This window comes from Candidatus Competibacter denitrificans Run_A_D11 (assembly GCF_001051235.1).
GTDB lineage: Bacteria > Pseudomonadota > Gammaproteobacteria > Competibacterales > Competibacteraceae > Competibacter_A > Competibacter_A denitrificans.
On the sequence record NZ_CBTJ020000037.1, the window covers coordinates 50,692 to 65,853 of the forward strand.

Genomic DNA, 15,162 nt, shown 5'->3' on the forward strand with positions numbered 1-15,162 from the left:
TCTTTTTCTCACTCGCGCAGTTCGTAGCGATCAGCAAATGCCGCCAAGGCTTCCGGATTCGCCAGCGCTTCAAGGTTCTTGACCGGTTGACCATGGACGATATTGCGCACCGCCAGTTCGACGATCTTACCGCTCTTGGTACGGGGAATATCGCTCACCTGTAAAACCTTGGCGGGGACATGACGTGGGCTGGCATTGTCGCGGATCAACCGCTTGATCCGGGCGACCAGCGCATCATCCAGCTCGTGGCCACCCTCCAGCTTTACGAATAGGATCACCCGGACATCGCCCTCCCAGTCCTGACCGATCACGATGGATTCGACCACTTCGGGTAGTTTTTCGACCTGGCGATAGATCTCGGCGGTGCCAATCCGCACCCCCCCCGGATTAAGGGTGGCGTCGGAGCGGCCATGGATGATCAGGCCATCGTGCTCGGTGATTTCGCAAAAATCGCCATGATGCCAAACGCCGGGAAACCGCTCGAAATACGCGGCCCGATATTTTTTACCGTCGGGGTCATTCCAGAAACCAACCGGCATACAGGGAAAGGGCCGAGTGCAAACCAGTTCGCCTTTTTCACCGCGCACAGGCTGGCCAGCCTCGCTCCACACAGCAACCGCCAGGCCCAATCCTTTGCACTGAATCTCGCCCCGCCAGACCGGTAACGTCGGATGGCCCAACACAAAACAGGAGATAATGTCGGTGCCGCCGGAAATAGAGGCCAGTTGTAGATCAGCCTTGATGGTGGCGTACACATCGTCAAAGCGCTCCGGCACCAGCGGACTGCCGGTCGAGGTCATCACCCGCAGTGCGCGCAGATCATAGCTCTCTTTCGGCTGGAGGCCGGTCTTGACCAAGGCATCCAGATATTTAGCCGAGGTGCCGAAATGCGTCATGCGCTCGGTCTGGGCATAATCCCAAAGAATCCGGCCACGGTCGATGAACGGGCTGCCGTCATACAGCAGCAGCGTCGCACCGGAAGCAAGACCGGATACCAACCAGTTCCACATCATCCAGCCGCAGGTGGTGAAGTAAAACAGGCGGTCGCCCGCGCGGAGATCGGTATGCAGTTGCTGTTCTTTTAGATGCTGTAATAGCGTTCCGCCCGCGCCGTGAACGATACATTTGGGAATGCCGGTCGTACCGGACGAATACATGATGTAGAGCGGATGAGCGAAGGGCAGCCGGACAAACTCCATTTGACTGACCGCCGCGTGGGGTGCGACAAAATCGGCGAGGGAAATGGCTTTGGGGAGGCTTTTGGCCAGCGGATCGACTTCTGCGTGCAGATAAGGAATCAGCACGAGTCGCTGTACGCTGGGCAATTGGGCCATGAGTTCGGCCAGTTTCGCCGCCATATCGACCGCTTTACCGTTGTACCAATAGCCGTCGCAGGCAATCAGCACCTTCGGTTCAGTCTGACCGAAGCGATCCAGCACGCCCTGAACGCCAAAATCCGGTGAAGCGCTGGTAAATACCGCCCCCAAGCTGGCGGCGGCCAGCATCGCAATCAGCGTTTCCGGCAGATTGGGCAGGTAAGCGGCCACTCGATCACCGGCAACGACGCCGACATCGCGCAACGCGGCGGCGAACTGGGCGACGTGTTGGCGTAATTCAGCGCGTGAAAGGGTTCGCTTAACCTTGTTCTCACCCCAAAACACCAGCGCATCCGGGTTACTGGAATCCCGCAGCAGATTTTCAGCGAAGTTGAGCCGTGCATCAGGAAACCAGCGCGCACCGGGCATTTTTTCGGCATCGACCAGCACCGGCCCTGCACCGCGCTCGCCGATCACAGCACAGAAATCCCAAACCGCTGTCCAGAATTGTTCGGGCACCTCGACCGACCAGGCGTGCAAATCCGCATACGATGCCAGCGTTTGGCCGGATAGGGTTCGGGCCTGGGCGGTGAAAGCCGCCATGCGCGTGGTTGCACTCCAGGCAGGATCAGGAGTCCACAGCGGATGGTCAGAGTGCGGGGCGTCATTCATCAGTTTTTCTCCATCGCTCACCGAAAGCGCATGTCAAATTATGCCGAAGGCCGCACCGCCATTTCGGGCAACCTCTTTATTTTTAGGAGTTACGCAGTTGAAATTCTAAGTGATTGATTAATGGAAAATTTCGGTTGTCTACCGCACAAGTCGATTTCTTTTAAAATCAGAGTGTTAGAGATCCAACTGCGTAACTCCTAATTTTATAAGCGGCTTGAGAGCGATCCTAGCGCGCTACTTTACCCATAATCCGGCTTAAGCGTGAGTCATTCGCCCTAACGCCGATGACGGACAGTTTTATAAAGAGTTTGGCCAGCGGCTCAGGGAAACTCTGAACTATGATCTAAGCCACTGTCAGCGCTTTTGGCTCCTTTCCACTGCTCGTCTTCCCTCTCTTCCAAAAAACCCACTCCTGTGAAAACACAGTCATGGGTTTACTGGCGCTGCATTAACCCTTCAGCCAATTGACGAATAGCAGGGTAATTGGGTTTGCCGGAACCCAGTAGCGGAATTTCACTGACCGCCAACACCTGCCGAGGGATGTGAAGGGCACTCAATCCTTCCCGCTCGGCAGCCACAACCAGCTCACTGCGGTCGGCGTTTGTGCGAGTAGTCAGCAGGATGACGCTTTCGCCCTTGAGTGCATCCGGCAAGCTGATCGAGGCATGGTGATCATCTGGCCAACAGGCGGCAGCCAACTGCTCTATCGCCGCGAGCGAAATCATCTCACCGCCGAGCTTGGCGAAGCGCTTGGCCCGGCCCAGGATCGTGATAAATCCATCCGAGTCGAAGCGAACGATATCGCCGGTATCGTGCCAGCCCAACCCACGCTCGGTCTGCGGCGGCGCCAAGCGCTCAGGACGTTCAGGCAGCAGATAGCCCGCCATGATGTTGGCACCGCGCACCTGCAACAGCCCGCCATCGGTGATCCCTTCCACCGGGTCCAGGCCATAGTCGATACCCGGAAACAGCTTACCGACCGTGCCGTTGCGATGATGGCGATTGCTGTTGGCAGCCAAAACCGGGCTGGTTTCGGTCAGGCCATAGCCCTCATGGATACGAACGCCGAATTTTTCCATCCATAGCCGACGGGTTTCCTCGCGCAAGGCTTCAGCGCCGGCAATGACGGATCGGACACTGAAGAAATCGTAAGGGTTTGCACTGCGGCCATAGCCCCACAAAAATGTATTCGTGCCGAACAGAATGGTCGCACGGCGCTCGTAGGCAATCTCTGGGATGACGCTGTAATGCAGGGGTGAGGGGTAGAGAATGACGCGCGCTCCCAATAAGAGTGGGGTCAACGTCGCGGTGGTCAGCCCAAACGCATGAAACAGTGGTAGGGCATTCAAAACCACATCCAGCGGGATCAGAGAAAATACCGCGCGGGCTTGGGCAACGTTCGCCAACACGTTACGGTGGGTCAATACAACCCCCTTAGGTGCTCGTTCCGAACCGGAGGTAAACAAAATGATCGCCGGATCGGTGGCGCGAACGGGGCCGGCCAGGTTTCGGTAACTGCGGGCCGGCCACAGGGATTGCCGCAATGCACGCAGCCGAAGGATGAGCGTCACATGCGGTTGCAAATCCTCCAGATATAAAATCGTTACCTGCTGACTCAAGGTGGCAAGCAACGCATCCAGACCGGCAGTCGCAATAAAGGCGCGAGCGGTGCAAATCGTCCGAATCCGTGCGGTACGACAGGCACCCAGCAAGCCATCACTACCCATGGTGAAATTGAGAAAAACCGGCACCCGATTTCGCAATTGCAAGGCCAGTAAAGCGATGACGGCAGCATTGGCGTTAGGCAGTAATACGCCCACAGGGTTCTGGCCGGCGATCCGGGTTTCCAGCAATTCGGCGAGCGCAAAGGCGCGGACAAACAACATTCGCCAGCCTGCTCGCTGGCCCTGGGCATCTTCGAGCACTACCCGGCGACCACCGTGCCGCTCCCACGCTTCCAGCATGGCTAAAGGCAACGGCTGGTCGATGTTCATACCGGCGTAGGCCAGCTCGATCATCAACTCATCCAATTGCCGTGCAAGCTGCTGGCGGCGGAGCCGATGATTGTCCGCATCAGCGATCAACCGACGCGGCGGCAGCAGGGTCAGATAAATACGGGGCAGCAACCGCCGCCGGACAACGCCGCCCAGCCGCGACAGCAGGCTGTATTGCGCGCCTTCGATGTACACCGGCAATACGGCGGCATCAGCCTTGTCAGCGGCCAGCGCCGGACCTTCGTAAATCTTCATCAGCGCGCCGGTCACGCTGAGCCGCCCTTCGGGAAACACCGCCACCCGTTCGCCAGCCTTGAGGTGCTGGATCAAGGTTTTCAGATAATGGGAGTTGGTCGGATCGATGCTGATATGGCGGGTAATAGCGATGAACGGCTTGATCCACCAGTGCCGGGCCATGTGGGTGTTGACTACGAAAATCGGCATCTCCGGCAGGAAGGCGGCCAGTAGCGCGCCATCCAGATAGGAGACGTGATTGGCGACGATCAGCAGCCGGGGTTCGTTATGCGGATACTGCTCCCAGCCACGCAGTTCCACCCGGAACAGCCAACGAAACAACCAGCGAAACAACCAGCGAGCGCCCCATTGCAGCCGACGGTGCATAAGTCAGTGCAACCCGTGTTCGCGGGTGGCGGCAAAGCGCACCTCAGGCCAGCGCTCCTGGGTCAATTGCAGGTTGACCCGGCTGGAGGCGATGTAAACCAGTTCGCCGTGATGATCGAGCGCCAGATTGTCGCGCAGCTTGGTCTTGAACTCCTCAAACCGCTTGGCGTCGGCGCAACTCACCCAACGGGCCGTGGTGACGTTCACAGTCTCGAAACCGCACTCGACACCGTATTCGCCACGCAGTCGGAAACTCGCCACGTCAAACTGCAAAATGCCAACCGCGCCCAGAATCAAATCATTGCTATTGAGCGGCCGAAACAGTTGGGTTGCGCCTTCCTCACACAACTGCTCCAAACCCTTTTGCAGGGCTTTCATTTTTAAGGGATCGCGCAGTCGGGCACGCCGGAACAGTTCCGGGGCAAAATCCGGCACGCCAGTGAAGCGCAGTTCCTCGCCCTGCGTGAAGGTATCGCCGATGCGGATGGTGCCGTGATTGTGCAGGCCGATGATGTCGCCAGGATAAGCCGCCTCGGCGTGCTCACGCTCGGCGGCCATGAAGGTCAATGCGTCAGGGATTTTGATGTCACGACCCAGCCGAACGTGCCGAGCTTTCATACCGGGTTGGTAACTCCCGGAACAAATCCGTAAAAAGGCGATGCGGTCGCGGTGCTGTGGGTCCATATTCGCCTGAATTTTGAACACGAAGCCGCTGAAGGCTTCTTCTTCTGGTGCCACGTCCCGGCTGGCGGCGGTGCAGGCGCGTGGCGGCGGTGCATTTTCGATGAAGCCATCGAGCATTTCCTGCACCCCAAAATTGGTCAGCGCTGAGCCAAAATACACTGGGGTTAGGCGGCCAGCCAGATAGCCGTCCAGATCAAAGGCATGGCTGGCACCGCGCACCAGTTCGATTTCCTCGCGCAGCGTCGCCACCCGCTCGGCACCCAACGCCTGTTCAGCTTCGGCACTGTCCAAGCCCTGGATGGTGCGGCCGGTGTTGATACGGCCATTGCGTGATGGATCGTAAAGGTGAATAAAATCCTGCTCAAGATGATAGACGCCCTTCAACTCTCGACCCATGCCGATGGGCCAAGTGATCGGCGCGCAACGGATTTTTAGAATGTCCTCGACTTCATCCAGCAACTCAATGGGTTCCCGACCATCGCGGTCCAGCTTATTGATGAACGTAAAAATCGGGGTATCGCGCAATCGGCAGACTTCCATCAACTTAATCGTGCGTTCCTCGACGCCGCGCGCACAGTCAATCACCATCAGCGCCGAATCCACCGCCGTCAGGGTGCGGTAGGTGTCCTCGGAAAAATCCTCATGGCCGGGGGTGTCGAGCAGGTTGATGATGCGCTCGCGGTAGGGAAACTGCATCACCGAGGAGGTGACCGAAATCCCGCGTTGCTGTTCCAGTTCCATCCAATCACTGGTGGCGTGGCGAGTGGCTTTGCGGCCTTTGACCGTACCGGCCAATTGGATCGCGCCACCAAACAGCAGCAGTTTTTCGGTGAGTGTGGTCTTGCCGGCATCGGGATGGGAAATGATGGCGAAGGTCCGCCGCCGGTTGAGTTCGTCGATAAAAGTGGTCATCAGTCAATCAAAAAGTGGTGCTCGGTTTGGAAGCAAAGTAGAAAACGCGCGGATTCTACCTGAAAGTACTCTTCGCCGGCCTCCCCAGCCAATCGACAGCGAAAGCAGAACTTCTTTTGGCTATCTTCTTGCCTGACGATCCCGAAGGACGCCGGATGTATCCCACCCGTATGAGAGGGTTATGATAAAGTAATTCGCAATTCTCTTAAGTTCGGCCAAACTCTCGCCGTTCAGTCCATTACCTCTTACAGACCCTTACCGATTGTCCTATGATCCTAAGCCGCTTTCTCAAGCCCAAGTGGCAGCGTAACGACCCTGCCACCCGCAAAAATGCGTTGCAAACGTTGGACAGCGCCGCTCCAACTCTGCTCGAGATGGCCCGGCAAGATCCTGATTCGAGCGTTCGACAAGCGGCGCTGGAACGGCTCACTGACTTGAATACGCTGCAAACTATCGGCAAAACCGATACCGAAGCGGCTGTACGAGCCACCGCCCAGGAACGCTATCGGTCCCTGTTAGCCGGTAAAACGGCTGGAAGTCCATCACTCGCTGACCGGCTCGAACTGCTGCGCGCCGACCTCGATAGTGAGCTGATCGATTATCTGCTCCAACAGGCTGTCGAATCTGAACTGCGGTTGGCCGCGCTGGACTGTATCGAACCGGAAGCAACACTGGCTGAAATCGCCGCGCACAACCTGCACGCGGATGTGCGCCTGGCCGCAGCGGAGCGGGTCAACGACCCCACATTGCTAGAGCAAATCGCCCGCCAAGCCCGCAACCGCGATAAACGGCTCTATCGGCGGACGCGAGAGCGTCTGGACGCCCTGGCTGCCACCCAGGCAAGCACCGCTCAATTGGAACGGTTGTGCGCGGAAATGGAACAACTGCCCTGGGATGGCGAAAGTGGCCCCCACGCCGGCCGCTTTCCCAAACTAGAACACGAGTGGCGTGAGCGGGAATCAGCCGCGTCCTCCGAATTGCGAGAACGCTACACCCAGGCCCGCGCGCGTTTCCTGGCAGAACGGCAAGCCAGCGCCAACCGTCGGGCGCAGCGCCTGGAACTGATCGCCTCGCTGGAAAAGCTGCTAGAACGGTTACAGCAAGAACCCCAGCCGGGCGAGGAACTCGCCGCTGCACTGCACCAGGCCGCTCACGATACGCCACTCGCCTGGAGCCGGCTCGGCTTGGCTCAAGACGCCGAGAGTCGGCGCCTGGATGCGCGGTTCCAACACTTGGGCCACGAGATCGGTGAACGGGAGCGGACCCGCCAACGCGATCATGGTCGTGCCGAACGTTTACAAGCCGTGCTACGTGAAGCGGAGGCTTTGCTGGAACAACCGAGCGAAGTGCGCGATATCGATCTCAAGCATCTGCGCCAGCATTGGGAAGGATTGGAGCGGCCCGAATCTCGCCCACTGGCTGGCGAGTTGCAAGGTCGGTTCGATGGCTTACTCGACAAGCTACGCGCGCGCTTACAACGCCAAATCCAGCAGCGCGATCAGGAATGGCAAACGCTCCAGGACTGTGTGCAAGCGCTGGAAACCGCCCTTGAAGAGGGCGAACTCCAACAGGCCACCGAGTTGAATGATCAGGCGCGCGAACAGATCAAACACAACATCGGCCTCAACCGCGCTCAACTGACCACCATCGAAGAGCGCCTGCAACACTGTGCCGGTCGCATTGGCGAACTGCGGGGCTGGCGCCGTTGGGGCGCTCACCAAGCCCGCGAACAGCTCTGCGCCACCACAGAAAGCCTGATCGGCTTAGAAATCGATCCCCCCGACCTCGCTCAGCGCATCCAGAAAGTTCGTGAAGCTTGGAAAGATCTGGATCATCACGAGGGCGCAGCCCCCAAAGCGCTATGGAAGCGCTTCAATGAGGCTTGCGAGCGCGCTTACGCGCCCTGCCAGGCTTATTTTGAGGAGAAAAACCGTGAGCGCCGGCAAAATTTCGAAAAGAAACAGGCGCTCTGTGCGCAATTGGCAGAATTTGTAGCGGCCACCGACTGGGAGCAACCCGATTGGCGCGAAGCAGATCGTTTACACCGCCGCAGTCGGGAACAGTGGTACAAACTAGGGCCGGTCAATCGTTCGGAGCGCAAGGCCCTGGATCAACACTTCCAGCAGATCTTACAACGCATGGAAACACACCTTAGCGCCGAACGGACCCGTGAGTTCCAGCGCCGCCAAGCGCTGGTCCAGCAGGTCCAAGCCCTGATCGAAAGCCCTGAATTGCGCCCGGCCATCGAAACCGCCAAACGTGCCCAAGCCGAATGGCACCCGACCGTGCAATCCTCACCGCGCCAAGAGCAGGCGCTGTGGAAAGAATTTCGCGCGGCCTGCGATGCCGTATTCGCACGCCGTGAGCTGGAGCAGCAGGCGGCGGCCACCGAGCGGCAGTCCAATCTGTCACGCCGATTGGCGCTGTGCGCGGAAGTTGAAGCGTTGGCCGACATCGATTCTTCACAGCTTGGTGAAGCGCGCGTTCGGTTAGAGACGGCTCAACAGGAGTGGCAGAGCATCGGTCTCGTGCCCAAGACTGATCAGCGCTCGCTGGAGCAGCGCTTTGAGACCGCCTTGCGCCAATTCGCCCACCACGAGCGCTTCTTAAAGCGAACCAGTCGCCGCGAGACATTCCACCAGTTGCACAGCCGTTCACGATTATGTGCTCGGCTGGAAAAATTGCTCGTCCTCGCCCCGGTCGATACCGACCTGTTGGCGCAGGATCGGCAAACCTGGGAAACCCTACCGCCCTTACCGACCGCCCTCCTGGCCTTGATCCAGGGGCGGTTTGACGCAGCAGTGGCCGCTTTGACTGAAGCGCCCGAACAGGCACCCGATCTGATCGCCCAGTTGGAACAAAACCTGGAACGCAAGCGCGTCTGCTGTATTCGTATGGAAATCATCGCGGGTATTGAATCACCGCCGGAATTCGCCCAACAACGAATGGAATATCAGGTCGCCCGTCTCTCGGCCTCGCTGGCAGGCAGCGCCTCTAAAACCGAGACGCTTCACGACCCGCGACTCCTCCAAGAGGAGTGGTGCCTGACCGGCGCTTTGCCGGCTGATGTGGAAGCCGAGCTTGACACCCGGTTTCTGCGCGCCTTGGATGCCTGCTGGCAACGGGAAGATGCTTGAAACCGGGTACGACCATTTGGATAGACCATCGCTGGCCCGTTGCCTGTCCGCTGGTCAGGGAACCGGTGCATTCCAATGGAATTATTCCTCAAAATCAACTCTGGCTTGAAACCTTCCCCTTCAGGGGGATAATGGTGCATGAGAGAGGCGTAATCGCTGCCATACCGTTTCACCCGATCACGGGCACGGATTGAAATATGAGTGAAACCAGCTATCTGACCAATCAGTTTCTGATCGCAATGCCGGCGCTGGCTGATCCAAACTTTTTTCAGACCGTGACCTACATCAGTGAGCACAACGCTAACGGCGCGCTGGGATTGGTCATCAACCGACCCTTGCAACTGTCGCTTGGCCAGTTGCTGGCTCATCTGCACATCGCTCCCGGTGGCTCCGAGGCGGCCGCTTTGCCGGTCTATCACGGTGGCCCGGTGCAACCGGAACAAGGTTTCGTCATCCACAATCCGCTCGGCCAATGGGGTGCGACGCTGCGCGTCACCGACCAAATCGGCATCACCACCTCGCGCGATATCTTACAAGCCTTGGTGCGCGGTGAAGGCCCGGCACAGTGGCTGGTCGCGCTCGGCTACGCCGGCTGGGGGCCGGGACAGCTAGAACAAGAGTTGGCAGAAAACGCTTGGTTGTCCGCACCCGTCGATTTCCGCATTTTGTTTCACACACCGAGCGAGCAACGCTGGTCGGCCGCTGCTGCCTTGTTGGGGATCGACCTGAACCTGCTACCGACCCATGCCGGCCACGCTTGAGCAGGGCTTAGCGCCGGCTGCATCCCGCCATTCCTATCGGGTGGCATTGGGTTTTGACTTCGGCCAGGTCCGCATCGGTGTGGCTATCGGCGAAGGGGTAACCGGTTCGGCCCGGCCGCTAGGCACGCTGTCGAATCGGCCGCGCGGTCCAGATTGGGATGCCATCGGCCAACTGCTCGCTACCTGGCAGCCGGAAATCTTGGTGGTTGGCGTGCCGCGTCATGCCGATGACAGCGCCAATAAAATGACCGAGGCCGCGCTGCGCTTCAGCCGCCAGTTGCACGGACGCTTCCGTTTGCCGGTCGCCACCATCGACGAACGGTTATCCTCCTGGGAAGCCGGTCAACAAATGCAGGCTAGCGCAACCAAACGGCGTCGCACGAAAATAAGCCTGGATGCGGGCGCGGCAGCCATCATTCTTGAAAGCTGGTTCAACCAGCAACGGAGTCCCGGCGAATGCGCGATGTCGAATTCCTAATCGAAGCGATGGCGGTGCAATTACGCGAGCTGCTGGCACGGCGCGGCATCCTGGCACCGGCGCTCGTCGGCATTCACACCGGCGGCGTTTGGGTCGCCGAACGACTCCGGCAGCGGCTTGATCTTGCCACCCCGCTCGGCCAGTTGGACATTTCGTTTTATCGTGACGATTTCAGCCGGATTGGCGTTAATCCCCAAGTGCGGCCTTCCGAATTGCCTTTCGATGTCGATAATCGCCATCTGGTCTTGGTCGATGATGTGCTCTATACCGGCCGCACCATCCGGGCCGCCCTGAACGAGCTGTTCGATTACGGCCGCCCGGCCTCGGTGCTGCTGGCGGTACTGGTGGATCGTGGGGGCCGAGAACTACCAATTGAAGCCCATGTAGCGGGTTCCCGGTTAGAATTACCCGCCGGCAGCCACATCCAGCTAGCCGGTCCTGAACCGTTACAACTCCTCATCCAAACCGCCCCAGCCGTATGAGCAACACGCATTTTCAATTGGATCGTCAAGGCCGTCTGCTGCATTTTCTCACCATCGAAGGCTTGAAGCGGCACCACCTGATCGAGATTCTTGATACGGCCGAATCCTTGCGCGGGGTGGCCGAACGCCGAGTCAAGAAGCTACCCACCCTGCACGGCAAAACCGTGGTCAATCTGTTTTTCGAAGCCAGCACCCGCACGCGCACCACATTCGAACTGGCCGCCAAGCGATTATCAGCCGATGTGCTGACGCTCAATATTGCCACCTCATCGGCGGTCAAGGGCGAAAGTCTGCTCGATACCTTGCGCAACATCGAAGCGATGCAGTGCGATATGTTTGTGGTGCGCCACGAGCAGAGCGGGGCCGCCGAGTTTATCGCCCGCCACGTCAAGCCGCATATTGCGGTGCTCAATGCCGGCGATGGTCGCCATGCCCACCCCACCCAAGCCATGTTGGATGTCTTCACCATCCGCCGCCATAAACCGGCCTTCGAGGCTCTGCAAGTCGCTATTGTCGGCGATATTCTGCATTCGCGGGTCGCCCGCTCGCTGATTCATGCCCTGGGTATTTTAGGTACCCCCGATATCCGAGTGATTGCACCGCGCACCCTGCTACCGGTCGATGTGGAAAAACTGGGTGTGCGGGTGTTCGATAATCCAACCATCGGCTTGCGGGGAGTCGATGTCATCGTGATGCTTCGCTTACAGAAGGAGCGGATGGCCGGTGCACTATTGCCGAGTGAGCGCGAGTTTTTCCAGTGCTACGGTTTGACCGAAGAGCGGCTAGCGCTGGCCAAACCGGATGCCATCGTCATGCACCCAGGCCCCATCAACCGTGGGGTAGAAATCGACTCACGGGTCGCTGATGGCCCCCGCTCGGTTATCTTGGAACAAGTGACCAATGGGATCGCCGCGCGGATGGCGATTATGTCGATCACGCTCGGCAATCATGCCCGGCCCACCGGAGAGCAGATCTAATGCGCACCGCGATTTGCGGCGGCCGATTGATTGATCCGGCCCACCGGATCGATACGCTCAGTGATGTTTTTATCGCCGAAGGGCAGATTGTCGGTATTGGCCGCCCGCCCGAAGGGTTTGTGGCCGACCGCATGATCGATGCCCGGCGGCGGATCGTGTGCCCTGGCTTGATTGATCTTTGCGCCCGATTGCGTGAGCCAGGCCACGAGCACAAAGCAACCATCGCCAGCGAAACCCGTGCCGCCGCCGCCGCTGGCATCACAACCCTGGTTTGTCCTCCCGACACCGATCCGGTCATCGACGAACCCGCTGTAGTGGAACTGATCCGCCGGCGGGCCAAGGCCACCGGTAAAGCACGAGTCCTGGCTTTAGGTGCGCTAACTCATCACTTGGGTGGCGAGCGGCTGGCGGAGATGGCAGCCCTCAAGGAGGCCGGCTGCGTCGGGATCAGCGATGGCGGTTACCCAGTGAGCAACACGCTGGTTTTACGCCGTGCGCTGGAGTATGCCGCCACCTTTGATCTGACCGTTTTCTTGACCCCGCTCGATGGCCAACTTGCCTCCGGTATCGCCCACGAAGGCCCCATCGCTACCCGGATGGGCTTGCCCGGTATTCCGGCAGCGGCAGAAACCGGCGCCCTGGCCCGCGATCTGGAATTGATTCGCGATATGGGGGTGCGCGTGCATTTCGGTCGTTTGACCTGCGCCCGCTCGGTCGAGTTGATCGCCCGCGCGCAAGCCGATGGGCTGGCGGTGACTGCCGATGTTGCGATTCACCAACTGCACCTGACAGAGCTTGATCTGGCCGGCTTCGACAGCCGTTGTCACGTCCGCCCACCCTTGCGTCGCGCGCAGGATCGCGACGCCTTGCGGGCTGGCCTGGTCAGTGGGGTGATTACAGCGATTTGCTCCGATCATCAACCGCATGAACCGGATGCCAAGCAAGCACCGTTCGGCGATACCGAGCCGGGTATCTCTGCTCTGGACACCCTCCTCGCGTTGAGTCTGCGGCTGGCTGACGATGACGCGCTGCCTCTGCCGGTGGTGCTGGAACGGCTCACTTGCGGTCCAGCACGGATTTTGGGTCTGGATTATGGCCAATTGCAAACCGGGGCAGTCGCCGATCTTTGCGTTTTCGACCCGGCCCTGGCCTGGCAAGCCACCCCGTCCATGTGGCACAGTCACGGCCAAAACAGTCCGTTTCTAGGCTGGGAATTGCAAGGACAAGTCACCCACACGCTCTTGGCCGGCCAGGTGGTGTACGAGAGAGAAGGGAGACAGTCATTCTAAACCAACCGGATATTTCCAGCGGCGGCGGGCTACTAGCCACCGGTCGGGTCCTCAGCCGCCAAGATTATCCCGGTGGCTATACCCTGCTGCGGCTCGGCTTATCGCAAGTGGCCGCCTGTCAACCCGGTCATGCCCTATCGCTCAATGGCGTCCTGTGGCCGATTTTGCAGCGGGCACCCAAGCAGGGTTGGGTAGACTGCTTACGACGCGATGCCCCATGCCCGGTGCCGGGGACTGAGATAGTGATCTGTGGTCCTTGTGGCGAACCGTTCGATCTGCTTGCCGCGACACCGCGCGCGCTGCTGGCCGACAATGATGGGCTTGCCGAGATCGTTTTTTTGGCGCGAACCCTGCGTGATCGACACCCCCGCGTCAAGCCTTTCGCCTTGTTCGAGCTAACACCACCCCTACCGTTTCGGCCGCAGCCATCGAAGATGGTGGTTGCCGGCCTACCGGCGGGGGTAATCGGTGCGCTGCCCCTCTTGGAAGACTGGGCCATCCCCAGCCGAATCGCCTGCCCGACCGACGAACAACCCGGTTGCCTGACCGGGACCGCTACCGATCTGGTCAACGCTTGGCTGGACATCTGTCAAGGTGCCGCCGATGTCACGCTGTTCGCCTGTGGCCATCAAACCCTCTTGACTGCGGTCGGCGCGTTGGCAGAGCGCTATCGGCTATCTTGGCAAATACGCCCTGCTCAACGCTAAAACCTCTCCCATCAAATCAGCAGAAACGCTGCTGCTTGCGACTCTAAGCGACTCGGCAAAAGGGCGCGAGTGGAGGGTTTATTGACGGAACGCGGCCTTGTTTTGCGCGTAGGTGATTGCCTCCTCACGAGCAACCGATCCGCGCTTCACCACATCTAGCAAGGCTTGATCCAGAGTTTGCATCCCGTAGGCTGCACCCGTCTGAATGGAAGAATACATCTGAGCGACCTTATCCTCCCGGATCAGGTTGCGGATAGCGGGAATGCCCACCATGATCTCGTGTACCGCTAAGCGCCCACCCCCTTTTTTCTTGAGCAGCGCTTGAGAAATCACCGCCCGCAATGATTCCGACAGCATGGAGCGCACCATCGGTTTCTCACCGGCTGGAAAAACGTCGATGATACGGTCGATAGTTTTCGGGGCAGAACTGGTGTGCAAAGTACCGAATACCAAGTGGCCGGTTTCGGAGGCGGTCAGGGCCAATCGGATGGTTTCCTGATCGCGCATCTCACCCACCAGGATGATGTCGGGATCTTCGCGCAGGGCCGAGCGCAACGCCTCGCTGAAACCGAGGGTATCGCGATGGACCTCACGCTGATTGACCAAGCAACGCTGACTCTGATGAACAAATTCAATCGGGTCTTCAATGGTCAGAATATGGCCATAGTCATTTTTATTGATGTGGTCAATCATTGCCGCCAAGGTGGTCGATTTACCCGAACCGGTCGGGCCGGTCACCAAGACCAAGCCGCGAGGTACTGCGATCAAATCCCGGAACACCGCCGGACAACCGAGTTCCTCCAAGCTTTTGATCAGTGTGGGAATCGTACGGAACACAGCCGCCGCGCCACGGTCTTGATTGAAGGCATTGACCCGAAAACGGGCCAGTTTGGGAATTTCGAACGAAAAGTCGCACTCTAGAAATTCGTCGTAATCCTTGCGCTGTTTGTCGTTCATGATGTCATAAATCAGGGCATGTACCGCTTTATGTTCCAGCGGTGGCACGTTGATGCGGCGCACATCACCATCCACCCGGATCATTGGCGGCAAACCCGCCGACAGGTGCAGGTCGGAGGCATTGTTGCTAACGGAAAAACCCAATAATTCGTCCAAAGTCATGGTATTGCTCCCG

11 protein-coding genes are annotated in these 15,162 nt (G+C 59.0%); 7 read left to right on the plus strand and 4 right to left on the minus strand.

Going from position 1 to position 15,162, the window contains the following annotated elements; all coding sequences use genetic code 11:
- Positions 1-8 precede the first annotated feature (8 nt).
- From BN873_RS07935 to BN873_RS07945, 3 genes are all read right to left on the minus strand, one after another.
- Positions 9-1,988 carry an acetoacetate--CoA ligase gene (locus tag BN873_RS07935; protein WP_048672608.1) on the minus strand — a complete coding sequence of 660 codons (1,980 nt, stop codon included), beginning with the start codon at positions 1,986-1,988 and terminating at the stop codon, positions 9-11.
- A gap of 434 nt (positions 1,989-2,422) precedes the next feature.
- A complete protein-coding gene (locus BN873_RS07940) occupies positions 2,423-4,603 on the minus strand; it encodes an AMP-binding protein (protein ID WP_048672611.1) in 2,181 nt (726 codons plus the stop codon).
- Between the two features lie 3 nt (positions 4,604-4,606).
- Complete coding sequence (locus BN873_RS07945; protein WP_048672614.1) at positions 4,607-6,199, minus strand: peptide chain release factor 3; 1,593 nt, start codon at positions 6,197-6,199, stop codon at positions 4,607-4,609.
- A gap of 269 nt (positions 6,200-6,468) precedes the next feature.
- Between BN873_RS07945 and BN873_RS07950 the strand changes: the two genes are divergently transcribed.
- From BN873_RS07950 to BN873_RS07980, 7 genes are all read left to right on the plus strand, one after another.
- Complete coding sequence (locus BN873_RS07950) at positions 6,469-9,336, plus strand: DUF349 domain-containing protein (protein WP_048672616.1); 2,868 nt, start codon at positions 6,469-6,471, stop codon at positions 9,334-9,336.
- Between the two features lie 197 nt (positions 9,337-9,533).
- Positions 9,534-10,097 carry a YqgE/AlgH family protein gene (locus BN873_RS07955; RefSeq protein WP_048672619.1) on the plus strand — a complete coding sequence of 188 codons (564 nt, stop codon included), beginning with the start codon at positions 9,534-9,536 and terminating at the stop codon, positions 10,095-10,097.
- On the plus strand, positions 10,081-10,575 hold the full coding sequence (gene ruvX, locus BN873_RS07960; RefSeq protein WP_082161159.1) for a Holliday junction resolvase RuvX: 495 nt from the start codon (positions 10,081-10,083) through the stop codon (positions 10,573-10,575). The genes BN873_RS07955 and ruvX overlap by 17 nt, the downstream gene beginning before the upstream one ends.
- Positions 10,554-11,057: a bifunctional pyr operon transcriptional regulator/uracil phosphoribosyltransferase PyrR gene (gene pyrR / locus BN873_RS07965; protein ID WP_048672621.1), complete on the plus strand. Its 504-nt coding sequence runs from the start codon at positions 10,554-10,556 to the stop codon at positions 11,055-11,057. Before ruvX ends, pyrR begins: the two co-directional genes overlap by 22 nt.
- The gene (locus BN873_RS07970; RefSeq protein WP_048672623.1) at positions 11,054-12,034 is read left to right on the plus strand and encodes an aspartate carbamoyltransferase catalytic subunit; all 981 of its coding nucleotides are present in this window, start codon (positions 11,054-11,056) and stop codon (positions 12,032-12,034) included. The genes pyrR and BN873_RS07970 overlap by 4 nt, the downstream gene beginning before the upstream one ends.
- Positions 12,034-13,323: a dihydroorotase gene (locus tag BN873_RS07975; RefSeq protein WP_048672625.1), complete on the plus strand. Its 1,290-nt coding sequence runs from the start codon at positions 12,034-12,036 to the stop codon at positions 13,321-13,323. Before BN873_RS07970 ends, BN873_RS07975 begins: the two co-directional genes overlap by 1 nt.
- A 107-nt stretch (positions 13,324-13,430) precedes the next feature.
- Positions 13,431-14,030, plus strand: coding sequence for a hypothetical protein (locus BN873_RS07980; RefSeq protein ID WP_139031667.1), 600 nt, complete (start codon positions 13,431-13,433; stop codon positions 14,028-14,030).
- Between the two features lie 78 nt (positions 14,031-14,108).
- Here BN873_RS07980 and BN873_RS07985 read toward each other — a convergent pair whose 3' ends face one another.
- Positions 14,109-15,149 carry a type IV pilus twitching motility protein PilT gene (locus BN873_RS07985; protein ID WP_048672629.1) on the minus strand — a complete coding sequence of 347 codons (1,041 nt, stop codon included), beginning with the start codon at positions 15,147-15,149 and terminating at the stop codon, positions 14,109-14,111.
- Between the last annotated feature and the right edge of the window lie 13 nt (positions 15,150-15,162).

Excerpts from the sequence above, each read along its gene's own strand:
- BN873_RS07945 (WP_048672614.1), bottom strand. The coding sequence starts at position 6,199 with ATGACCACTTTTATCGACGAACTCAACCGGCGGCGGACCTTCGCCATC.
- BN873_RS07970 (WP_048672623.1), top strand. The coding sequence starts at position 11,054 with ATGAGCAACACGCATTTTCAATTGGATCGTCAAGGCCGTCTGCTGCAT.
- pyrR (WP_048672621.1), top strand. The coding sequence starts at position 10,554 with ATGCGCGATGTCGAATTCCTAATCGAAGCGATGGCGGTGCAATTACGC.
- BN873_RS07935 (WP_048672608.1), bottom strand. The coding sequence starts at position 1,988 with ATGAATGACGCCCCGCACTCTGACCATCCGCTGTGGACTCCTGATCCT.
- BN873_RS07975 (WP_048672625.1), top strand. The coding sequence starts at position 12,034 with ATGCGCACCGCGATTTGCGGCGGCCGATTGATTGATCCGGCCCACCGG.
- BN873_RS07955 (WP_048672619.1), top strand. The coding sequence starts at position 9,534 with ATGAGTGAAACCAGCTATCTGACCAATCAGTTTCTGATCGCAATGCCG.
- ruvX (WP_082161159.1), top strand. The coding sequence starts at position 10,081 with ATGCCGGCCACGCTTGAGCAGGGCTTAGCGCCGGCTGCATCCCGCCAT.
- BN873_RS07940 (WP_048672611.1), bottom strand. The coding sequence starts at position 4,603 with ATGCACCGTCGGCTGCAATGGGGCGCTCGCTGGTTGTTTCGCTGGTTG.
- BN873_RS07950 (WP_048672616.1), top strand. The coding sequence starts at position 6,469 with ATGATCCTAAGCCGCTTTCTCAAGCCCAAGTGGCAGCGTAACGACCCT.
- BN873_RS07985 (WP_048672629.1), bottom strand. The coding sequence starts at position 15,149 with ATGACTTTGGACGAATTATTGGGTTTTTCCGTTAGCAACAATGCCTCC.